The following is a 22,075-nucleotide window of genomic DNA, read 5'->3' as shown; positions in this document are numbered from 1 at the left end:
AAATTTTATTTTTAATATTTCTATTCTATTTTAGAATTATTTTCTTATAAACTTCGCAATTGATGGGTGAAGTTCAGAGAGCTGTTCTTGAACGAGCTGTTCGTACAACCTGTAAACGATGGATACTGTAAGAAGTACTCCAGTACCACCACCGAGTGCCCCTGTAAAGTCTGCACTTGCAGCTAAGAATCCAACAAATGCTGAACCCATTACTGTAATTGGGGCAATGTATCTTTTAAGCCTCTGTTCAATTGATTTTTGGCTTTTTCTAAATCCTTTAATTGCCATATCTAAGTTTCCAAGTTTTTTGGCCATTGATTTTGCATCGAGTCCTGAAGTTTCAACCCAGAAAAGACCAAACAATATACAGAATATTATCATCATGATAGTATAGAATACCGCGTGAAGCGGGTCTGCAATCAAGCTTGAAATCCCATATGGTGTTGAGAAGTAGTATGCAAGTCCATCAGTTGCTCTACCACTCGTGTAGTGTCCAAGAAGTGGAAAACCCATTTTTTCGAGGAACATTCCCCAGAGCTGGATGTTTGCAAACAATGCTGCAGCAAGGATAACAGGCAAGTTTGAAACGTAAATGAATTTTATCGGGTATTTTCCAACAGCACCTTTTACTCTACCGTGTGCAAGTGGAATTTCAACTCTGATACTTTCAACGTAGACTACAACCAAGAATACAAGTATTGTACCCAAAATTGGTAAAATGTATTCTAATGCAGTCCATAAACTTCCAACAGTCATTGCACTGAAAAATTTCCATAAGTATCCTTCTGAACCAAAGGTTCCTACAAATATAGTCTGCGAAACCCCCGCAGCAATGAAAAGACCGATACCTGATCCAATACCGTATCTTGAAACAATTTCATCAAGGTAAATAATGAGTATCGCCCCGAGTGCAAGCTGGAATACTAGCACTGCCATCATTAGTGGTGTTAAAGTACCAAATGCACCTGCACCAACGAACATTAAAGCTTCAAGGAAACATAATACTATACCAAATAATTTTTGTAAACCTTGGAATAATGCTCTATTCATGGGCTTTGATAAATCCAAACTTATAATCTCAGATCCTACTAAAAGCTGCATGATGATTCCTGCAGTTACAATTGGCCCGATACCAAGGGTAATCAGCGTACCCATTTTTGATGCAGTAACTGTCTGCCAAAAGTCAAATATTGCAGGCATTTCTGAACCGCCGGTGTAAATATCAATAGTACCCAAAATAAAATAGAGTACAAGCACAACTGCAGTCCACTGTAATTTTTCTTTGAAAGAAATTTCTTTTGTTGGTCTTTTTACTTCTGGAATTAGTTCGAGTAGTGGTTTTATCTTTAATAAAAAACTTTCCAAATTCTCACCCTGGAATAACATTATAAATTTTGTTAAACAAGAAAAACACGGGATTTATTATCAAATACTGCAATCATGATAATCTTTGGAAAATACACGAGATATAGTTTTCGCATTTAAAAAAAGTTTTAAAAAGTGAGTTAGTTTATTTGAATTTTCATAGTATCCACTATCAAAAATAAGAAAAAGCAGAATTAAATAAAGTAAGTGGTTCTTAATTGAATTATAATTCAACAAATTCTCCACCGGCAGCCTCAATTTTTTCTTTAGCTCCTTCAGAGAATTCAACTGCTTTTACAACCATTGCGGTTGAAATTCTTCCTTTTCCGAGAACTTTTTCGTATCCGATTTCGGTAGCATCAACTACAACTTTACCATCTTCTACTTGGAATGCATCTTTGTATTTTAAGATGTATTCTTCCAATTCTCCAATGTTAATAGTTTCTAACTGTTTTATGAGGCAAGGGTTTCTGTTGAATCCATATTTACCGAAGTAATCAGGATTGAACTTACATACTGACAACCATTTATGTTTCTGGTGACCAGCGTTACCTCTACCACCTCTGTGGCCAGCGCCTCTGTGTTTTTTAGCTTCTCCATATCCGCAGGTTCTGGAGCCTCTCATTTTCGTGATTTTTTTGCTTTTTCTAATCATTAAATCACCTTAAATTACATCATTTTGTTCAATAAATCGTTGATTTTACCAGATCTGTAACCTAAGGCACCACCGATTGAGAATCCTTTTTTAACTCCTGCTTTATCATATCCTTTTCTTGGAGGATGTAATCTGAATACAGGTTTTAATGGTGTGTCTTTTATTTTAATTTCGCCAGCAATTATTTTTTCAGCTAACTCTTCAACTGGAAGTTCTGTTAGTTCTTTTACAAGTTCTTCAGTTAGTCTTTTGTTTCCAGGAAGTCTTCCTCTTTTTAAAATTAAAGCTACAAGTGTATCTTTATCGATTTCACCGTAGGTTACATAGTCTTTAACTTTTTTTATCATTCCAGTGTAGTGTTCAGTGTCTGGAATTACAACACAGTGGTTTACTCGGTGTAATCTCAACATCTTCATGGTATCTGCGATGTCTCCTCTAACACCTACGCTTCCTCTGACTCTTACAACTGCGTAAGCCATGTTTTAATCACCTTTTTTCTTAAAAAGTAATAAATTAGAGTACTCTTCCTTCTGTAAGACCTAATTTTTCCTTTTGTTCAGGCAAGCATCTTACGAAGTTTAAGTTGTTTAATGCATCGAATGTAGCTTCAGCAAAGTTGTATGTGGTTCTTGTGTCACCAAAGGTTTTAGTCCATGCATCTTTTATTCCTGCAAGACCTAAAACAGCTTTTGCAACGTTACCCGCAACTAAACCAACACCTCTTGGTGCAGGTAGTAATTCGATTTTAACGCTACCGCAAGCTCCTTTAGCTGTGAATGGGATTGAGTGAGGGGATCCGCAACCGCATTCCCATGAACCGCAACCAACTCTAACTTTGATTAATGATAATTTTGCGTGAGCAATTGCTTTTCTGATAGCAGGGCCAACTTCTTTTGATTTACCCATACCTACTCCAACGTAACCGTTTTTGTTACCAACAACAACAGTTGCTCTGTATCTTGCTCTTCTTCCAGATTTGTGCATTCTTTGAACTAATTTAACATCCAAAACTTGTTCTTCTAAATCGGGTAAGAGTGCATCAACAATTTCAGGTTCTAATAATGGAAGACCTTTATCCATAATGTAGCTAATGTCTGAAATTGTTCCTTCCTTAACCATTCTACCGATCTGGGTTTTTGGCTCCCAAGCGTCAGTATTGAATTTTCTTTTTTCAGCTCTTTTTTCAGCCATATATATCACCTTATAAGTTAAGGATTTTTTCTTTCAGTTCTTCAACGTGTTCTGGCAAGTCTTCTGGGTTTAATCCTTTTTCTAAGTATTTTGAGAACTGTTTTTTGTACGCATCAGCATCTTCTTTTAGAGATTCTGCGTAATTTTTAACGTGAGTTCCGTTTAATCTTTCTTCATCTGCGATGATTTCATCACCGTGAGGTATTTCCATACCTGCATCGAGTGCGCCTTTTAAAACAGCGAAAATTGCAGCTCCTTTGGTAGCTCTGTGAAGACCTTTGTCTAAGATAGCTTCTTCTACTCCTTCTTTAACAGCCTTTTTACCTAACAATAAACCTGTTAAGTATGCTGCAGGTAAATTTCCGCAGTGGCCTTTGTAACCCATTTTAACGAGTTCTCTGGAGTGTGCTGAAACTAAAACAACGTCCCCTTTTTCATCGTATGCCATAAGCTGAGCGATCACATTGTTTAAGGATTTTCTCGCAACTAATCTTGGTTTACCAGACAATAATAATCCTAATCGTTGTCTGAAATCTGTTTTTCCTTCTCTTCTTCTTCTAAAAGGAACTCTGAATTTGGCGTTCATTGCCATAGTCATTCCTCCTTAAATTTGAGTTATTCAGCTAAAATTCCGTGTTCTTTCATGTATAATTTCATGTGGTTTCTGCTTCTGAATGCTCCACCTTTAGCCATTCTGTATAATTTTCTGTATGCTGATCTTTCGATTTTTTCATTTTCTCTTAATTCTTTCAGCATTTTTCTGAGTGGTCTAATTGTGTTCATCCATTTTTCTTTTTTAGGGGTTCTTGCACCTTTAGCCCCTTTTCTTGAACCAGGTCCTTTTCTCTTTCCTTTTCTTTTCTGTTCTTGAGCTTCTTTTTTCCTGGCGCTGCTGATTCCTTTTTCCTGTTTCTTAACAATGATTCCATCGTTAATTAAGAGCCTAATGTCATCTTTTGTGATGGCCATTTTGACTCTTTCCAGGTTTTCAGGATCAATCCATACCCTATCGATACCGCAATCCAAAACAGCTGCAGCAATTCTTTTCTGGGTTGATACATCCATAATATCACCTTATATCTTAAGCGAAATTATAAACTTAAGAATTCTTCCTGTTTTTGTTTGGATACGTTAAATACTCTAATTCCTAATTCATTAGCTTTTTTAACGATTTCCGCTCTTTTTCTTTTACCAACGGTAGCTGCAATTCTTGCACCTTGAATTTCAGGGTTTAATGCAACTAATTCTTTCACGTTGTTAACAAGAATATCTTGTAAACCTGATGGGTGTAAACCTCTAACAAGAGCAGGTCCTCTGTAACCTACTGTAGCAACAGCAGCTCTGTGGGTCAATCCTATTCTCATACCGCTGTGTTTACCGAAAGGTCTTCTCCAGCTAGTTCCAATTCTTGAACTCTTGAACCAGTCCTGTCTTTTAAATTCAGGTCTTTTCTGTTTCATTTTGAGTTTTAATCTCATTAATCTTTTGAATTCACTCATGAGACCACCTTATAATACTTTTCCTGCTTTTTCTACAATGTAGATGCCATCTTGGAATATTCTTGTGTCTCTTCCTTTAACTTTAGTAGCTTGTTCGATGTTTGCAGCGGTTTGACCAACAAATTCTTTGTTAGTTCCACTTACAATCACTTCTTCACCACTAACTTTTACAGTGACTCCATCCATGATTTTAGCAGTTCTTGTGTATTTTTCTCCTAAGAAGTTGTCAATCATTACAGTGTTTCCTTTAGCACTAACTTTCATTGGGAAGTGAGCGTATCTGATTACTAATTTGTATTCAAATCCGTCAGTAACACCTGTGATCATGTTTTGAATGTGTGATCTGTAGGTTCCAACAATTGCGGTTTGTGCTTTTCGTGGGAATGTACACTCAATAACAACTTTTCCGTCTTTCACGTTCATTTCGATTCCAGGGTACACTAATTCTCTTTTAAGTTCTTTTGCACCGGATTTAACAGCAACTATGTTGCCATTAAGTTCAACGTTGACGTTTGCAGGAATTTCGATTTCTTCCCTTATTAAAGCTGCAACTGGCATAAGAATACCTCCATAATGTCCTTAGTATATGTAGGAAATTAATCTTCCACCTACTCCAGCGTTTCTAGCTTCGTCATGTGTCATTAATCCTTTTGGGGTACTTACGATTAACAATCCGAAACCTTTAGCCGGTAAGTATCTTTTTTCGAATTTTTCGAAGTCATGGTTTTTAACTGCGTATCTTGGTTTTACAGCTCCACACTTGTTGATCTGTCCGATTAAATCAACTTTGTAGACGCCTGCTTTTCCGTCTTCAATGTATTCGAAGTTTCCAATGTATCCTTGATCCTGCATAACATTTAGAACTCTTCCAATTAATTTTGAAGCAGGTTTCAAGTAAGCTACGTTTTTACCCACACTTTCGCAGTTGGATACGTGGTTTAATGCGTTTGCAAGAGGGTCCATTAAACTCATATTGTTGCCTCCTTGTCCTTAATCGTACTTTTTAAATCCTAATTTTGGTGCTAATTCTCTGAAGCATTGTCTGCATAAATTTAATCCGTATTTTCTGATAATTCCAGGCCCTTTTCTTCCGCATCTTTTGCAAACTTTTGAACCTTGGCCGAATTTTGTCTTAAATGGTGTTTTTGTCATTCTTTCACCTTATTCCCTAACTACTTCGGTATCGAATTTAGTTTGGATGTATTCGATAGCTTCGTCTTTGGTAACTAAGTGTTTCTTTGGAATGTGGCTTCTTTTAACTTTTCTTGATTTTACTCTGTATCCTGATTTTTCAAAGGTTACACAGATATCCATACCATAGATTCCAACTGAAGGGTCGTATTTTTGACCTGGGAAGTCGATATGTTCAGGAACACCAAATGAGAAGTTTCCAACCTGGTCAAATGATGATGCATAGAGTACTTTACCGCATGTTTTGAATGCATTGAATGCATTTCCGAGGAATTCTTCAGCGTTTTTTCCTCTTAATGTTACTTTTAATCCAATTGGTAATTTTTTTCTAATACCAAATGCAGGGTTTGTCTGTTTAGCTAAAGTCCTTACTGGTGATTGGCCGGTGAGTTCTTCAATAACTTTTGCACCTATTGTTAACCTATCTCCAGCTTCACCTACACCGAAGTTTACTGTGACTTTTTGGATTCTTGGTTTTTTCATAGGTTCTTTTTCCCAAACTTCTTGGAACGACATGTTTCGTCCTCCTCTAATTTTATGGGCATTACATCGAAATTACTGGTTCGTCTTGACCTACGATGAATACGTAAGGCTTAACGGTTTTAAATTTCTCGCCATCTTTGTTTTCTAAAGTTACAATATCTGAGTACAATGCTCTGTTTTCCACTTCAACGATTTTAGCAAATTCTCCAACGTGTTTACCGCCAGTGATGTATGCTAATTGTCCTTCGCCGAATGCAACATGTCCAACAATTGACTGTTCTGGAATTGAAACTAAAACGCTGTCTCCGGTTTTGTAAACATCTTCTTCAGCTTTTGTAGCGTCTGAAACTTTTACAATCTGGTTTCTACCGTCGTGAAGATTTAATTGAATGTGACCGCCTTTTATGACAGTTTTGTTCACGATTTTGCATAATTTTACATCGGTTTTGTCAGTTTTTTTCAAGCTGATTCTTCCGCTTTCGTCAAATAATACAAGGTAGTTTTCATTCATTTCAGGAATTGATAAAACATCCATTAATCCAGCTGGGTGTTTGTATTCTTTTCTTTTTAATCCATCGATTAAGATTTTGCCCGTTTGGATAATTTTTTTAGCTTCTCTTGCGTTGTCAGCGTATTTTAATACATCTCTTACAACTAACAATAAAGGCAATGATTTATCCATTGAGTGTGGTCCAGGTGATGGTCTTACAGTAAATGCTTTTACTTTTCTAGGAAGTTGCCAATTTGCTGGAGCAGCCAATCTTTTAAGATGTTTTCTAGGTCCTTTAATTGCCATGCTCACACCTCTTAATTACTTGAATTTTTAAATCTCTTTTCGTCTGATTCGTCCATTTTGGTAATCATAACATTTGATGGATGAATTGGATATGCAGTTTCAGTTCCATCTTGTTTTTTGTTAACTACTCCTTCAACAATGATTTTGTATCCTGCGTAGTCAACTTTTGAAACTTCCCCTTCGATTCCTTTGAAATTTCCTCTGAGTACTTTTACAGTATCTCCTTTTTTCACTGGAAGGGAGTTTTTATTGAATTTTTCTTTTAATTCTTTTGATAACATTGCAGACATAACGCTATTTCTTAAATGTAATGGTGCGTTATAGAGTGCTTTTCTTTGTTTTCTTGGCTGTTTTGAGTTTGTCAAAACCATGATTTCACCACATGCCTAATTAGTGAATAATTTTAGCTAATCTTGAAACACCAGGCCATCTTTCAGCAGCTTCTTTTGAAACTGGACCTTTGATTTCTGAACCTTTTGGCGTTCCTTCTGGAGTAACAATAACAGCTGCGTTATCTTCGAATTTTACTCTTGTACCGTCAGCTCTTTTGTATTCTTTTTTCTGTCTGATGATAATTGCAGGTAAAACCTGTTTTCTCATTTCAGGAGTACCTTTTTTCACTGAAACGTAAACCATGTGGCCTACACCACCTGCAGGTAATCTTCTTACAGTACCCGTGTAGTTTTTAACCGCAATTATTTCGAGCTCTTTTGCACCTGTGTTATCTGCACAGACGAGTCTTGCTCCGTTTGGTAATGATCTTACGATTGTTGAACCTAGTCCTTTCATAATATTCACCTTTTAAAGGATTATTCCAGGTTTTCAGTTTTTTCAATTACAACAAATGACTTTGTTTTACTGATTGGCCTGCATTCCATAACTTTCACAGTGTCGCCAACTTTTGCTTTAATGCATGCAGGGTTGTGTGCAACCAATGAAGTTGTTCTTTTTTCATATCTTTCGTACTTGGATATGTATCCAGTAACTTCTCTTTTGAGCACGATTGTGTCGTGTCCTTTGTCACTTGTAACGGTTCCTTCAAATATTTGTCCTCTTACGGATAAGGTACCGTGGAACGGACAGTTAGGATCTTCACAAACATGTTCAGGAGCTTTTACATCGATTCCAATGTTTGACATAAATTATACCTCCCATATTTAGAGTGTTTAATGTCGATTTTAAAGTTCCAGATTTAATACGGGCTACAGGTATATAATGTTTTCATAAATACCACTAACGCCTGTTTAGAACTTAAATTTCAATTCTTATTTTCAAGTTGGGACATTTAAAATAGCTGAGAAGCTTAGTACGAGTAGAGCTGTTTTATTTTCCTTTTCAACCTGTCTTCAGGTCGTCCAACAAGTAGTCTTCCGTCAATGTCGACCTTTACAACATCATCAAACTCAAACTGAATTCGAAATGTTGAAAGTTCTTTCACAATGGTAATTTCCTTGCCGTTTTCTTTTTCAAGAACTAGTGTGTTTCTAGTCTCGTTAAGTACTCTACCTTTTGTTGAAATTAAACCCGAATCAGTAGATTTTACAACTTCGAGATTTAATCCAATTAATTCATGTCTCAATATATTTTGTGACAATTTCATGGGTGTCCCTACCCTTTGAGCATGGGGGTGTACATTTTCAGTATCCACATACTCGTGTGAATAGATAATTATCTGACATCAATCATGTCTTTTGAGAATCCCATTTTGATAAGGGTTTCTTCAGCTTTTTTCCTGTGGTCTCCCTGTAACTCGATAGAATCTTTCTTTACAGTTCCGCCACAAGCACATATATCTTTTAACTTTTTAGCCAAATCTTTTACATCAATCAAGTCCGCATCAAAGCCGTCGACGACTGTCATCAGCTTACCAAACCTTCTTTTAGTTACGTAAACTTTAATTTTCTGTTCTTCCTTTGCAATCTCTTCACAGACACACAAATCTTTTGGTAAACCACATATAGGACAAATCTCTGGCATCAATGCACCTCTCATTTTGATAGACTAATCTGTTATAGGTATACGGGATATACATACTGATTGATGGTATTTAAAATTATGCTTAAGCATTTTATGCTTGAGCTTCTTTTTCTTTCATGATTGTTAAGATTCTTGCGACTGTTCTTTTGATTTCGCTGATCTTACCTGGGTTTGAAGGTGCACCGCCTGTTGACTTGTTTACGCCTTCTTTCATTAATTCTCTTTTTAATTCTGCGATTTTTCCTTTCATTTCTTCAACTGAAAGTTCCCTTATCTCGCTAGCTTTTAAAATTGCCATTTAAATCACCTTATTCTTGGGATACTTCACTAATTTCGCTAATTTCTTTAATTTCGCCGGATAAAATTGTGATTTCATCAGGTAATGATACATCTGGTCTCATGATTTTTACTGTAACTCCAACAATACCGAGTTTTAATTTTGCTAACTGGTGTGATTTGTTTACGAGTTCTTCTGCAGGTTCACCGCAGTGTTTCATGTATCCATCCATGAACTTTTCAGTTCTTGATCTTTCTCCAGATAATTTTCCAGAAATGATAATTGCAACACCTTTTGCGCCTGAAGCCATAACTCTTCTTACTGCTGAGTGTGCTGTTTTTCTAAAGTGCATTCCTCTTTCTAACGAAGATGCAATTTTGTGACCTACGAGTGCAGGGTCTAAATCTGGGTTTTCAATTTGTTTAACTTCAATTTGTGGGTTGTTAACGCCGTAGTTAGCTGTGAGCGCGTCAGTTAATTCTTTAACCATTTTTCCTTTTCTTCCGATAACGAAACCTGGTTTTTCAGCGAATACAGTTACTCTTGTTCCAATCGGTGTTTTTTTAATGTCGATGTGGCTGTATCCTGCTCTAACCAACTTATTTTTAAAGTATTCGTCGATTAATGTTTCGGAAACATTTTCTCCAACAAATGTTCTCTCAATCATTGTTTCACCATTAGTAGAATTCTTCAAGGATTACTTGGATGTGTATTGTTTCTTGGTTTTTAGGGCTTGCTCTACCAAATGCTCTTGGCATGTATCTTTTAATTGTGAAGCCTCTGTTTGATGATATGTGTTTGATTCTTAATTTTTCTGTGTTTAATCCTTTTTGCTCAGCGTTTTTCTTAGCGTTGTCTAAAACTTGTAAGATTTCTAGCGAAGCTTTCTGTGGGAATCTACCTGAGTGTGTTCCAATTTTTCCTTTTCTGTGTGGTAAGTCTTTGTTGTGAACTTTGAAGGGAACTGGAGTTTCTAAAGCGATAACTCTGTTTAAGAATGCAACAGCAGCATCTAATTTCATTCCAGATAATTCTCTGCAAATTTCAATAGCATGTTTTCTTGATATTCTTAATGTTCTGCCCATAGCTCGCGCAGTGTTTTTTGGGTCAGCTTCAACTTTGTATTTTAGTTTAGCCATCGTCTTCACCTCAATCGGGTTAGTCTCTCATCTTTAACAGGAGTTTAGCTGTATTGATGTAGTGCACTTTCACGTTTCCAATCGTGTTTTTTATTAATAGATTGGCCTTTTTATTTCCAATCTCAATAACAGGATTATTTTCATGTTTTACATTGATAGAGTATCCCCTATCATCCATATAGTCAATAGCCTTTTTTATTTGCTTAAACTTATTTATATAGTTTATCATAACAATCCCATATCTCGAATTAAAGCTTAAAATGAGTGTTGTTTTAAGTTCGGGCTATTTTTCGTTAATTAAAAAATTAGTAATGATGAATTAAACGAGTGAAAGTTCAACTACTTCAGCGCTTTCTACATTTTCTAAAGCGTTCATAGCTTCTTCGATAGGGTCCATTCCGCCTTCTTTTTCTTCCATTTCAACCATTACAAATACCGTGTAAAGTCCAAATGCAAGTGGTTCGTCTAAAACTCCCCTACATTTTGCATCGTTGTTTTCAACGAGTTCTTTTAGTGTTGCTTTCAATGATTCTTTGTCTACTTCTGGGCTTGTAGGCATTACTTTTACTTTTGCGATAACTGTTGCCATCTTTTCACCTATTTTCGTTTTTAGACTGATTTAAGGACCTTCGTATCCACATACTGGGCAGTTGTACGTGTTACTTAATTTTCTGCATTTTTCGCATCTTACAAGTTCTGCTTTTCCACAGTTAGGGCACAAGAATTTTGTAGCATTTTCTCTTGGTGCAATTTCTGCATTGCAGGAAGTACATTTTTGTTTCATGTTCTCACCATAGTGTTTTATTTCAAGGTTATTTTCGTATACGTATCAGATACGCCTTTAAAAATGTTATTTATTCTCTCAGGATGATTTCCGTTAACAACAAAGCACTCAATGTCGTATTCGGATATAAGTTTTGGTAGGTGTTTATCCACAGACGTAAAACCTTTAATCGTTTTTGTATTTATTGTATTTAATAGTTTTCCCTCAGGATATTTATCATAAATTCCGTCGACATCGGTGGCTATAATTAGTGTTTTGGATTTTAATAATTTTGCAATATATCCTGCAAAAGAATCCGAAGTAACTTCCCAAGAACAGGGTAATTCATCAGTACTTAGTATAATCTTTGATGGAAGTATTATAACTATACTTTCATTTTGAAGGATTTTTTTTGCATCAAAAAGATTATCTGCTGTTTTTATCCCCGAAATTTCGGAAAAATAGGTTCCAGTAATGTCAGTACACATTGTTGCAAGTTTATGTGCAGAAATATCATTAATTTTTTCAGATTCATGGAGATTTCGAACCAAATTTGCGAAATTTCCACCACCCGGAATAATTACAATTTTTTCTCCTGATTTTTTAAGGCTTTCAAGAATTTTTTCTGCATTATTCGTTAGACTTCCGCCAATTTTTACAACGTACACAACTACCACTTATTTTAATATATCAAGATACACTTCTGCCATTTTTATTAAATTTTCTATTTTCACGTGTTCATTTGGCTGGTGTGCAGTTTCGTCTCCAATTCCCCAAACTGCAGTGTTGTATTCTTTTTCTCTTAAAAATGCGGCAACGGTTCCACCACCCATTCCGCATAATACTGGTTCTTTATTTAACACGTTTTTAATTGCAGAACCCAGTTTTTTAACAACTTCTGAATCTTTTTTTGTTTCTTCTGCTTTTTCAAGTTTTAAGATTTCATATTCTATTGAAATATTTTCTTTTTCAGAAATATCGAAGTGAATAACATATTTTTCAACTTCTTTTTTAAAAACTTCAATGTAGTTTTTAATATCATTTAATACTTCTTTTGGGTCGTATTTTGGAATAATTCTGCAATCAAAATTTAATTCAACATATCCTGGAATTGTATTTGTGTTTTCAACATTATTTCTTAAAATTGTTGGTTCAAAAGTTGAAAAGGGTGGATTGAATATCGAATCAAGTTCACTGTATTTATTATATAGTGTATCGTAGAGTCCTTTTCCAAAAGCAAATGCCATGACATCTGCGTTAAATCCATTTTCGGGAGTACTTCCATGGCACTGTTTTCCTTTGATTTTAAAATTTAGCCATAGTATATTTTTTTCAGCAATTTCAATAAATTCTCCTTCAGGCATTCCAAAATCTGGAACAATTATTAAATCTTTCGAGCTAAAAAGTTCATCTTCAAAATTATTTACAAGATATGAAAGACCGTATTTACTGCCGTCTTCTTCATCAGCTACAAAAATTAGATTTAAATTATATTTTGGATCGATTTTTTCTTCAAAAATCATCTTTAAAAGCAAAAACGATGAAACTATTCCTTTATGATTGTCTTCACTGCCTCTCCCATAAATTATTCCATCTTTTATTTCGGCTTTAAATGGGTCGGAGTTCCAGAGGCTAAGATCCCCTTCAGGAACTATGTCCATGTGTGAAATTATTGTTAAGGTGTCATTTTTTCCAAAATCGTATTTTGAAACGATATTTGGCCTTTCAATTCCATCTGAATCAACGGTATTGTATTCGATTATTTCGCAATTTTTTATTGAATACATATCGATGTATTCTTTTAGCTTATTTTTTATGTAAATTGACTTTTCTTTTTCCCCAATTCCGCCAAAAGTTGGATTTACTGAGTTTATGGATATTAGATCAAAAGAAAGTTCAATAGTTTCATCCAAAATACTTTTCATGAGATTCACCGAAAATTATTTTATATTAAATATCTTAAATTTTTAATCCGACTAATTTACTGAGTCCATTTTCCATACAAACTCCATACATAACGTCAGATTTACTTATCATCTGTTCACGGTGAGATATTACGATGAACTGTGAATCTTTTGATGCATTTTTAATCATTTCACCGATTAATCCTGCATTTTTCGTATCAAGTGCAGCATCAACCTCGTCAAGCACGTAGAATGGAGCAGGATTTAGATGCTGAATTGCAAATAAGAATGCAAGCGCAGTGAGTGACTTTTCACCACCACTCATGACATCAAGGCTCTGTAATTTTTTATTCATTGGCGAAGCATCAATTAACAAACCGCCTGAAAACGGTTCGTCCGGATTTTCAAGACTTAATTTTCCACTTCCTCCAATTTCAGTATATATTTTTTCGTAATTTTCAGCAACTTTTACGTAAACGTCCATGAATACTTCTTTTTTCCTTTTGCTAACTTCTTCTATTAATTGTAAGTATTTTTTCTCTTCATTTTCATAATCTGTTCTTTTTTCAAAGAGTTCATCGTATCTATCAACGATATACTGGTAGTCATCGATAGCACGCATGTTTATGGGTTCTAATTTTTTGATATTTCCTTCAAGGTCGATTTGGTGGCTTTCAAGGGCATCTACGTCAAACTCTTTTATTTTGGAAGTAATATCCTCAGATATATGTTCGATATTTTCACAAACGTACAATTTTCTATCTTCTTCTTCAAGTCTAGTTTCGTACTTTGCCATGTCGATTGAAAGGCTGTTGATCTGGCTTTCATTCTGGTTAATTCTTCCATAAACTCTTCTTTTTTCATTATTTAACATTTCTAATTCTTTTTCAAAAGCTTCTTTCTTTTCAGTAAGTTCTCTTAAATCCTTAGTAAGTTCTTCGTAGCGTTCTTTTTTGTTTTTCAAAATTTCGAAGTTCTTTTCAACATTGGTTTTATAGAATTGAATGTTTTGTTCAAGAATTGTCTTTTTTTCACTTAATTCTTTGATATTGCCGTTTAATTCGCTTATTTTTGGGATTAAAACTTCTTTAATAAGTACCACATCCCTTTTTATTTCATTTTCAAATTCATTCTTTTTCTTTTCAAAATTAATGATATTTTCATCAATTACTTTGATTCTTTTGGAATGCTCTGAGTTTTCAAAAGATGCTATTTCTTCGGAAATTCTGTCTCTTTGGGCCGTAAATCCACTAATTTTTTTAGTGTATTCATCAATTTTTCTTTCGAGTTCTTCTTTTGAGCCTTCTAAATAGTCGAGCTCTTCTTCAAGCTTTTTGGACTCTAATTCAAGTTCTTTAATTTTTATTCCGTTATTTGTCAGTATTCCTTCTTTTCTATTTTCCATATCGCGAATAATCTTTAATCTGCTTTCAAGTTCCATTTTTCTTGTTGAATATGTTGCATTTTTATTTTGAAGGCGTTCAATTTCATCTTTAGTTTCAGATAATGTACTGTCAAGTTCTGAAATTGTTTCCGCAAGTTTTTCCAGTCGAGACGTGTCAATATCAACTTTAATAACTGATTTTTTTCTCGAATTTCCACCAATCATTGCACCGGATGGTTCGATAACTTCCCCTTCAAGAGTAACAAACCTTGCTTTGTGTTCTTTTGAGAGAATTTTCGCATAATCTAAGTTTTCAACGATTATCGTGTTTCCAAAAACATACTTAAAGAGGTCTTCGTATTCTGGTTTAAATTCAACAAGGTCAATTGCTCTTCCAATAACACCTTCGTCATCCAAATAAAGTGCTTCAGGCCCGTTGATTCTGTCAAGCGGTAAAAACGTGGTTCTACCAAGATTGTTCTTTTTTAAATACTGAATTGCTCTTGCACCGTCATCCATTCTTTTTACAACAATGTAATTAAGCCTGTTTCCACCTGCATTTTCAATTGCAGTTTTGTATTCAGCATCAGTCTTTCCAAGATTTCCCGCAATATCTACTACTCCAGGTAGTTTTGCTTCGAGAACGCTTTTTACAGCCCTATCAAGACTGAAATCTTCCATATCTTTCATTGCTTTGATTTTAGCATTTTCTTTTATGTAATCAGCATGGGATTTGTCCAATTTTTCTTGGTACTCTTTTTTATCTTCTAAAAGTGTGATAACTTTCTTTTTAGAGTATTCGAGTTCAACAGCAACGTCTTCAAGTTCTTTATATAAAATCTTTGTATCTTCACTTTCTGACTTTATATCATCGAGTTCTCTTTGCAGAGTTTCAATAGTTTCTTTATTTTTAGTTAAGTTAAATGATTTTTTATTGATTTCATTTTCAAGAGCATTAAATTCATTTTTTAAATTGTAAAGTTCGTTCTGACTTTCATTTAGTCTTTCAGATAGTTTTCTTTCTTGCTGTTTTAAAATTTCAGTCTGGGTTTCACTTTCTTCGACTTTCGACTTTAATTTCTTCTTTTCAGTTTCAAGATTTTCTATTTCCGTCTTTAGAGTGTTAATTTCTGCTTCTTTTTGGAGAGTCTCAGTCCTTATAGTTTCTATTTTTTGTCGGGTTTCTACTAAGTCCTGCCCTTTTTTCTCTGACTGTGAATTTACATTTTTTAGGTCATCAAGAGCCCCATTTAAGGATTTTTTGTCGTTATCAACGGTAACTTCCATTTCTTTAATGGACTTGTGAAGTTCCATTATCTCTTCATTTCCTTTTTCATTTAGCTCATTTATTAAATTTTGAAGGCGATTTCTAATATCATTTGATTTTACATCGTATTCGGAAATTTCTTTTAAGAAACAGACTTTCATTTCCTTAAGAGCTTCAATTTCTTCTTTGGTTTTTTCTAAAACTCCGTTCAAAAAATCAATTTTTTTTGAAGTTAAAATATATTTTGTAGCTTTTAATTCTTCTGATAATTTAACGTATATTTCAGCATCTTCTTTTTCTTTCCTAAGCTTTTCAAGGTTATTTTTTACTTCATTAATCCTGATGTCGATTTTTTCAATAAATTCCCTTGCTTTATCAAGTTCTTTTTCCGCTTTTTCCCCTTTTTCATCGAATTCCGCAACACCGCTTATTTCATCGATAATTTTTCTTCTCTCGTTTGGAGTAGTATCTATAATTTTTACGAGGTCTCCTTGAAGTATGATGTTAAATCCGTCAGCACTGAGTGATATTTTTCCAATGACGTCCAAAATTTCAGATTTTTTTACTTTTTTCCGTTTTTCTTCGGTTACTCTTTTTACTTCGCCATTTTCCTTAACTTCTTTTTCTTCATCCCATATGATGTAGTAGTTGTTATCGCCGTTTATTTTAACTTTTCTTGATATTCCTACTTTATCCGAATCTAATGGCATTTTTCTATCTTTATTATCAAAAAAAAGCGTAACTTCTGCGAAATTTTCCCTTTTTCCGTTGTGGTAAGTTATCAACTGATTGAATTTGCCTGCACGAAGTGACTTTGCAGAAGTTTTACCAAGAACAAAACAAATACCATCGATGGTGTTTGATTTTCCTGATCCATTTGGCCCCAATATTGCGGTGAAGCCATCGGGAATTTTTAGTTTTGAATTTTTGAATGATTTGAAGTTTTTCATATGGATTTCTGATAATGAAGCCATCATATTCACCAAGAACCTGCGGAAAAATTTATAAAATACTATTTGGATAATAATTGCTTATATTTCTTAATTAACTGATATATTATATTGTTGATTTTACTTTGGTTTTTATTTCTGAACTTTTAGTTTTAAAATCCGGGTATTATATTTTCTATAGGCTATTTTCATATTCTTTGTTTACCTTTATTTATATAGTTTATAAATAATAGGGCTCTATTAAAAAATCAGTCAACACTTACCTTTATATATTAAAAAATAAAAAGGGAACAGTTAGACGTTATCGAAAAAAGGTAACAGCTATAATAGAACTCTATTAAAAAGCTTTCAAAAATAAAATTTAAAAATTTAAAAATAAAACGAAACATGAGTGGAGGTGGAAGCAATGAGAACCGATATAGTCAGTTCAGGAGTAGGGGAATTATCCTATGAAATCAGAGAAATTGTTAAGGTGGCTAACGAAGCCAAAAAATCGGGATTAGAAATTGTATGGGAAAATATTGGTGATCCTATTGCCAAAGGAGAAAAGCTTCCCCTCTGGATAAAAGAAATAGTTTCAGAAACCACGATGGATGATAGTTCTTACGGGTACTGTCCTACAAGAGGTCTTTTGGAAACTCGGGAGTTTTTAACTGATTTAAACAATAGCAGAAACGGAGCACAGATTACGCCTGAAGAAATCGTGTTTTTTAACGGTCTTGGGGATGCTATCACAAATATTTACGGGTTGATGAGAAAAGAGTGTAGAGTAATCGGCCCAACACCAGCTTATTCAACACATTCTTCTGCAGAAGGACTATACTCAAACTGCAGGCCTGTAATGTATGAATTAGATAAGGATGATGGATGGAATCCAGATATCGATGATTTGAGAAATAAAGTAAGATACAATCCATCAATTGCATCGATATTGTTGATAAATCCCGGAAACCCGACAGGTGCAGTTTATTCAAAGAAAATATTAAGCGAAGTTGTAGACATTGCAAATGAATACGACCTTTTCATTTTAGCTGATGAGATATATTCAAAACTTGTTTACAATGGAAAAAAACACAACTACTTATCAGAAGTTTTAGACGATGTTCCGGGAATTTCTTTAAAGGGAATTTCTAAGGATTTACCATGGCCCGGTTCAAGGTGCGGTTGGACAGAGTTTTACAATACACAAAGTGATGAATTATTCAAGAAATACACTGAAAACATCTGCAAGTTCAAGATGATTGAAGTATGTTCAACAACACTACCTCAAAAGGTAATCCCAAAGATAATGTCTGATAAAAGATATGGAAAATACTTGGAAGAAAGGAAAAGCTACTACGAAAAAGCTTCAAATTACGCATACGATAAAATGAAAAATATCGATGGTTTAAATGTAAACAGAACAGATGGTGCATTTTACAACACCATAGTTTTGGAAAAAGAATACTTAAATAAAAACCAATCTTTGAAAATTCAGGATAGTGGACTTAAAAACTACGTCGAATCGATTTCAAAAGGAATTCCTGAAGATAAAAGGTTTGTATACTACTTACTTGCATCTACTGGAATTTGCGGTGTTCCTTTAACTTCATTCTGTTCAGAACACAATGGAATGAGATTCACGCTTCTTGAAAGAGATGAAGAAAAGAGAAACTGGGTTTTCGAAACAATTGCTGAAAAAGTTGAAGAATACTTTAACAGCAGCAACTAATTTAAACACTTTTTTCATATTATTTTTAAAATCAGATTTAGTTTCAATTAATTTTCGATTTTCAAGTAATTAGTTATATATTTTACAAAATGCAAGTTTAAATAAACTTTAGAATTTTCCATCTAATTTTTAAATTACTGCATTACATAATGGTGCCCAAAAATGTATGTAAATCATCCTTTGATAAAACCAGAATCTATTGAAGCCAGAATTTACCAGCAACTCGTTGTGGCAAGTGCACTAAAGCAAAATACGCTTTGTGTTATTGGAACAGGACTTGGTAAAACCGCAATTGCGGCTCTTACAATAGCAGGGATTTTATCTAAACAGGACGGAAAAGTTTTGATTATTGCACCATCAAGGCCCTTGGTCGATCAGCACTTTAAGAGTATGAATCAATTTTTAAACATCGATTCAGAAAAAATTGTTATTTTAAATGGTAAAATCTCGCCGAAAAAACGAGAAGCAATGTGGAATGACGGTAAAATCTTTATAGCAACACCCCAGGTTGCAGAAAACGATATTATTTCTAAAATGTTAAAACCATCTCAATTTTCACTTTTAATTGCTGATGAGGCACACCATACAACCGGAAATCACTCTTACACGTTTGTCGCAAACAAATTTAAGAAAAAATCTCACGTTTTAGGATTAACTGCATCTCCTGGTTCAAATATTGAACGAATCCTTGAAATTTGCGGGAATTTGGGAATCGAACACGTTGAAATAAAAACCGAAGAAGACCCGGACGTTGCACCATATGTCGCAAAAGTTAAAATGCGGCCAAAACGTGTTGAACTTCCAGAAGAGTTTGAAGTAAATCTAACTCTTTTAAAAAATGCATTAAAGGATCGTTTAAGAGATTTAAAAGAAAATAGAGTAATTCATACTATAAATGTAAATAAATCTGAGTTATTGGGAGTAAATAAAAGAATAATGACAATGGATGACAATATAAAGTATGAAATGCTTCGAATTTCATCTGAAGCAGTAAAATTAGAGCACGCAATCGAAATGCTTGAAACACAAGGTAGAAGCACTTTTTTAAATTACTATCAAAAGCTTTTAACCCAAAATACAAAATCTGCAAAGGAAATTACAAACGATCCAAGATTTATTCAGGTAGTCAAAAATTTAAATGAACTCGACATAGAGCACCCAAAATACGAAAAGATGCTCGAAATTGTAACAGAAATTTTAAAAGAAAACGAAAAAATAATTATTTTTGCACAATATCGGGATACAGTTCAAAAAATTGTGGATTTACTTTCTGAAAATGGAATTGAAGCAATAATGTTTGTTGGACAATCCAATAAAGACGGAAAGGGGATGAGTCAAAAAGAACAGGCAAAAGCAATCGAACGGTTTAAGTCTGACGTAAATGTGCTTGTTTCAACGAGTGTTTCCGAAGAAGGAATCGATATTTCAAGCGTAAATTACGTTTTATTTTATGAACCAGTTCCTTCAGAAATCAGAATGATTCAAAGAAGGGGTCGTGCTGCAAGGGGCGAAGGTGGACAGGTAATCGTTTTAATTGCGGAAAAAACACGAGACGAAGGATATTATCAGGCAGGGCTTGCAAAAGAAAAGAACATGAAAAATATCCTAAAAAACATGCAGATGTCTTTAAATAAAAAATTAAAGGAATTAAATGAAGAAAACGAGGAAGAATTTGAAAAAACTGAAAATAAAGATCACTACATGGATTTAAGATCAGTTGTAAGTTCTGAAACTTCTGCTAAATCCGAAGAAAAGAAACCGACAAAACTCGACAAAAAAAGTAAAAATGGGTTAACAAACAAAGCAACCATAATTGTGGATTCAAGGGAGCGCCATATTGGAAGATACCTTTCAGAAAAAGCAGAAGTTGAATTCAAAACTCTTGAAATTGGGGATTATATTTTAAGCGATAGGGTTGCGGTTGAAAGAAAAACTGCAGAGGATTTTGAAAATTCAATTATTGATAAAAGACTGTTTAATCAGGTAATGGATTTAAAAAAATATGAACGACCTTTAATGATTATCGAAGGAAATGAATTTGTTAGAATTCACGAAAACGCGATACGCGGCATGATGTTTTCAATAATGATTGATTACCAGATACCGATAATGTTTTCAAGAGATATTGAAGATACTGCAGATATACTGGTAAAGCTTGCAGAAAGAGAGCAGATAAAAGAAAAAAGAGAAATATCCATAAGGTATGGAAAAAGGCCGATGTCTTTAAAAGAACGCCAGAAATTTTTGGTAGAAGGACTTCCGGATGTCGGGCCAGTAATGGCTGAAAACCTGTTAGATAATTTTAATTCGGTTGAAAATATATTCACTGCATCCGAAGAAGAATTAAAGTCTGTTGAGGGAGTTGGGCCGATAACTGCTAAAAAGATTAAAGAAGTTATAACTAAAAAGTATCGAGAATAGGTGTTAATCATGATTTGTATTCCTGTAATTGATGAAAATGTGTCTGATGCAATAAATTCTGCAAAAGAAGCTTTAAAATACGCAGATATCGTTGAATTTAGGGTAGATTTATTAAATGACGTAACATTTGGGGAGATTGAAGAGTTTTCAAAAATTCCATCCATAATTACAATAAGGGCAGAATGGGAAGGTGGAGCTTGGAAAAAGTCAGATAATGAAAGAATTGAACTTTTAAAACATGCGATAAAAAATAATGCGAAATTTGTGGATATCGAACTAAAAGAAGAAAAAAATTTAGAATTAGTTAAATATCGAAATGAAATTAATTCAAATACAAAAATTATCGTTTCATACCACGATTTTGAAAAAACTCCCGAAATCAATGAATTAATTGATGTAGTTGAAAAAGAGTTAACAATCGGAGACATTGCAAAATTTGCAACATTTGCTAATTCAAAAGAAGATACTTTAAAAATATTAAATTTAATGAACAAATACTCTGGAAAGATAATTGCAATTGGTATGGGCGAATCTGGAAAACTTACAAGGATTTTGGGTTTGGATTTTGGATCAATACTCACTTTTGCATCAATGGAAGGAAAAGCATCAGCTCCAGGCCAGGTTGATGTTAAAAAACTAAAAGAAATTTTAAAATTAATATAATAATATTATTCAACAATTATTTTAAATTTCAAATCTGCTCCGTTTTTTAATTTTTTAACAATATCTCGATTTATATCTTTTGAAGCTTTATCTGAATTTACCATTAACGTTCTACTGCATGAAAAGTCACTCGTTCTAATTACAATATCTGTTTTATGGTCAAAAGTTAATTTTGAGTTTCCGCGTCCAGTAATTACTTCTTTTAACCCTTCAACTTCAATTTCAACAGTGATTTTATCCGAATTTCTTAAATTTTCTTTAAATTCTTCTGGAAAATCGAGCATTGATTTATCTGCAGAAATTCCAACAATGCAGTCACCAGTACAATTCACATGGTTTTCTTTTGTAATTTCAAGTGTACTTTTGTGATTTGCGCTGATATTTTCATGCCCTTTTGCGTAAATTGTAAATTCAAAAGCCATTATTTTCACCCAAATAC

At 34.0% G+C, this 22,075-nt stretch carries 30 protein-coding genes; 3 read left to right on the top strand and 27 right to left on the bottom strand.

Features of this window, described 5'->3' with window-relative positions:
• Positions 1-36: 36 nt before the first annotated feature.
• The 26 genes from secY to smc form a co-directional block, all read right to left on the bottom strand.
• Entirely contained in the window at positions 37-1,386 is a 1,350-nt protein-coding gene (gene secY / locus ACS5L2_RS06815) for a preprotein translocase subunit SecY (RefSeq protein WP_459201266.1), read from the bottom strand.
• 202 nt (positions 1,387-1,588) lie between these two features.
• Positions 1,589-2,020, bottom strand: a complete 432-nt coding sequence (locus ACS5L2_RS06810) for an uL15 family ribosomal protein (protein ID WP_459201265.1) — start codon at positions 2,018-2,020, stop codon at positions 1,589-1,591.
• A gap of 14 nt (positions 2,021-2,034) precedes the next feature.
• Positions 2,035-2,499, bottom strand: coding sequence for a 50S ribosomal protein L30 (locus ACS5L2_RS06805; protein ID WP_459201264.1), 465 nt, complete (start codon positions 2,497-2,499; stop codon positions 2,035-2,037).
• A 34-nt stretch (positions 2,500-2,533) separates the two neighbouring features.
• Positions 2,534-3,211: a 30S ribosomal protein S5 gene (locus tag ACS5L2_RS06800; RefSeq protein ID WP_459201263.1), complete on the bottom strand. Its 678-nt coding sequence runs from the start codon at positions 3,209-3,211 to the stop codon at positions 2,534-2,536.
• A 10-nt stretch (positions 3,212-3,221) separates the two neighbouring features.
• On the bottom strand, positions 3,222-3,803 hold the full coding sequence (locus ACS5L2_RS06795) for a 50S ribosomal protein L18 (protein ID WP_459201262.1): 582 nt from the start codon (positions 3,801-3,803) through the stop codon (positions 3,222-3,224).
• 23 nt (positions 3,804-3,826) lie between these two features.
• A complete protein-coding gene (locus ACS5L2_RS06790) occupies positions 3,827-4,276 on the bottom strand; it encodes a 50S ribosomal protein L19e (protein ID WP_459201261.1) in 450 nt (149 codons plus the stop codon).
• 26 nt (positions 4,277-4,302) lie between these two features.
• Positions 4,303-4,710, bottom strand: a complete 408-nt coding sequence (locus ACS5L2_RS06785; protein WP_459201260.1) for a 50S ribosomal protein L32e — start codon at positions 4,708-4,710, stop codon at positions 4,303-4,305.
• Between the two features lie 9 nt (positions 4,711-4,719).
• Positions 4,720-5,268, bottom strand: a complete 549-nt coding sequence (locus tag ACS5L2_RS06780) for a 50S ribosomal protein L6 (RefSeq protein WP_459201259.1) — start codon at positions 5,266-5,268, stop codon at positions 4,720-4,722.
• A 21-nt stretch (positions 5,269-5,289) separates the two neighbouring features.
• Positions 5,290-5,682 (bottom strand): 30S ribosomal protein S8, encoded by a 393-nt coding sequence (locus tag ACS5L2_RS06775; RefSeq protein ID WP_011171358.1) that lies wholly within the window; start codon positions 5,680-5,682, stop codon positions 5,290-5,292.
• 18 nt (positions 5,683-5,700) lie between these two features.
• Positions 5,701-5,862: a 30S ribosomal protein S14 gene (locus ACS5L2_RS06770; RefSeq protein ID WP_011977048.1), complete on the bottom strand. Its 162-nt coding sequence runs from the start codon at positions 5,860-5,862 to the stop codon at positions 5,701-5,703.
• Positions 5,863-5,871: 9 nt separating this feature from the next.
• Positions 5,872-6,417: a 50S ribosomal protein L5 gene (locus ACS5L2_RS06765; protein WP_459201258.1), complete on the bottom strand. Its 546-nt coding sequence runs from the start codon at positions 6,415-6,417 to the stop codon at positions 5,872-5,874.
• 28 nt (positions 6,418-6,445) lie between these two features.
• A complete protein-coding gene (locus ACS5L2_RS06760) occupies positions 6,446-7,180 on the bottom strand; it encodes a 30S ribosomal protein S4e (protein ID WP_459201257.1) in 735 nt (244 codons plus the stop codon).
• A gap of 11 nt (positions 7,181-7,191) precedes the next feature.
• Entirely contained in the window at positions 7,192-7,551 is a 360-nt protein-coding gene (gene rplX, locus ACS5L2_RS06755; RefSeq protein WP_459201256.1) for a 50S ribosomal protein L24, read from the bottom strand.
• 19 nt (positions 7,552-7,570) lie between these two features.
• Complete coding sequence (locus tag ACS5L2_RS06750) at positions 7,571-7,969, bottom strand: 50S ribosomal protein L14 (protein WP_459201255.1); 399 nt, start codon at positions 7,967-7,969, stop codon at positions 7,571-7,573.
• Positions 7,970-7,989: 20 nt separating this feature from the next.
• Positions 7,990-8,319, bottom strand: a complete 330-nt coding sequence (locus tag ACS5L2_RS06745) for a 30S ribosomal protein S17 (protein ID WP_011867946.1) — start codon at positions 8,317-8,319, stop codon at positions 7,990-7,992.
• A 164-nt stretch (positions 8,320-8,483) separates the two neighbouring features.
• On the bottom strand, positions 8,484-8,780 hold the full coding sequence (gene rnp1, locus ACS5L2_RS06740; RefSeq protein WP_459201254.1) for a ribonuclease P protein component 1: 297 nt from the start codon (positions 8,778-8,780) through the stop codon (positions 8,484-8,486).
• A gap of 68 nt (positions 8,781-8,848) precedes the next feature.
• Positions 8,849-9,157: a stress response translation initiation inhibitor YciH gene (yciH, locus tag ACS5L2_RS06735; protein ID WP_181487355.1), complete on the bottom strand. Its 309-nt coding sequence runs from the start codon at positions 9,155-9,157 to the stop codon at positions 8,849-8,851.
• A gap of 91 nt (positions 9,158-9,248) precedes the next feature.
• Complete coding sequence (gene rpmC / locus ACS5L2_RS06730) at positions 9,249-9,455, bottom strand: 50S ribosomal protein L29 (protein ID WP_459201253.1); 207 nt, start codon at positions 9,453-9,455, stop codon at positions 9,249-9,251.
• 10 nt (positions 9,456-9,465) lie between these two features.
• Positions 9,466-10,101, bottom strand: coding sequence for a 30S ribosomal protein S3 (locus ACS5L2_RS06725; RefSeq protein WP_459201252.1), 636 nt, complete (start codon positions 10,099-10,101; stop codon positions 9,466-9,468).
• A gap of 10 nt (positions 10,102-10,111) precedes the next feature.
• Positions 10,112-10,573, bottom strand: coding sequence for a 50S ribosomal protein L22 (locus tag ACS5L2_RS06720; RefSeq protein WP_459201251.1), 462 nt, complete (start codon positions 10,571-10,573; stop codon positions 10,112-10,114).
• 19 nt (positions 10,574-10,592) lie between these two features.
• Complete coding sequence (locus ACS5L2_RS06715; RefSeq protein WP_459201250.1) at positions 10,593-10,751, bottom strand: hypothetical protein; 159 nt, start codon at positions 10,749-10,751, stop codon at positions 10,593-10,595.
• 141 nt (positions 10,752-10,892) lie between these two features.
• The gene (locus ACS5L2_RS06710) at positions 10,893-11,162 is read right to left on the bottom strand and encodes an elongation factor 1-beta (RefSeq protein WP_459201249.1); all 270 of its coding nucleotides are present in this window, start codon (positions 11,160-11,162) and stop codon (positions 10,893-10,895) included.
• A gap of 30 nt (positions 11,163-11,192) precedes the next feature.
• The gene (locus ACS5L2_RS06705; RefSeq protein ID WP_011867953.1) at positions 11,193-11,357 is read right to left on the bottom strand and encodes a zinc finger domain-containing protein; all 165 of its coding nucleotides are present in this window, start codon (positions 11,355-11,357) and stop codon (positions 11,193-11,195) included.
• Between the two features lie 17 nt (positions 11,358-11,374).
• Positions 11,375-12,013, bottom strand: coding sequence for a [5-(aminomethyl)furan-3-yl]methyl phosphate kinase (mfnE, locus tag ACS5L2_RS06700; protein WP_459201248.1), 639 nt, complete (start codon positions 12,011-12,013; stop codon positions 11,375-11,377).
• Positions 12,014-13,261 (bottom strand): M20 family metallo-hydrolase, encoded by a 1,248-nt coding sequence (locus ACS5L2_RS06695; protein WP_459201247.1) that lies wholly within the window; start codon positions 13,259-13,261, stop codon positions 12,014-12,016.
• Positions 13,262-13,295: 34 nt separating this feature from the next.
• On the bottom strand, positions 13,296-16,865 hold the full coding sequence (smc, locus tag ACS5L2_RS06690) for a chromosome segregation protein SMC (protein ID WP_459201246.1): 3,570 nt from the start codon (positions 16,863-16,865) through the stop codon (positions 13,296-13,298).
• A 382-nt stretch (positions 16,866-17,247) separates the two neighbouring features.
• On the opposite strand from smc, the gene ACS5L2_RS06685 reads away from it, so the two are divergent.
• From ACS5L2_RS06685 to aroD, 3 genes are all read left to right on the top strand, one after another.
• Entirely contained in the window at positions 17,248-18,552 is a 1,305-nt protein-coding gene (locus ACS5L2_RS06685; RefSeq protein ID WP_459201245.1) for a pyridoxal phosphate-dependent aminotransferase, read from the top strand.
• A 162-nt stretch (positions 18,553-18,714) separates the two neighbouring features.
• Complete coding sequence (locus ACS5L2_RS06680; RefSeq protein ID WP_459201244.1) at positions 18,715-20,973, top strand: DEAD/DEAH box helicase; 2,259 nt, start codon at positions 18,715-18,717, stop codon at positions 20,971-20,973.
• Positions 20,974-20,982: 9 nt separating this feature from the next.
• A complete protein-coding gene (gene aroD / locus ACS5L2_RS06675; RefSeq protein ID WP_459201243.1) occupies positions 20,983-21,636 on the top strand; it encodes a type I 3-dehydroquinate dehydratase in 654 nt (217 codons plus the stop codon).
• Between the two features lie 5 nt (positions 21,637-21,641).
• Here aroD and ACS5L2_RS06670 read toward each other — a convergent pair whose 3' ends face one another.
• Complete coding sequence (locus ACS5L2_RS06670) at positions 21,642-22,058, bottom strand: DUF371 domain-containing protein (RefSeq protein WP_459201242.1); 417 nt, start codon at positions 22,056-22,058, stop codon at positions 21,642-21,644.
• Positions 22,059-22,075: the final 17 nt, after the last annotated feature.

Source organism: Methanococcus mangrovi (genome assembly GCF_054506835.1).
Note: the sequence above shows the minus strand (reverse complement) of the source record. Positions and strands in the feature narration are given on the sequence as shown.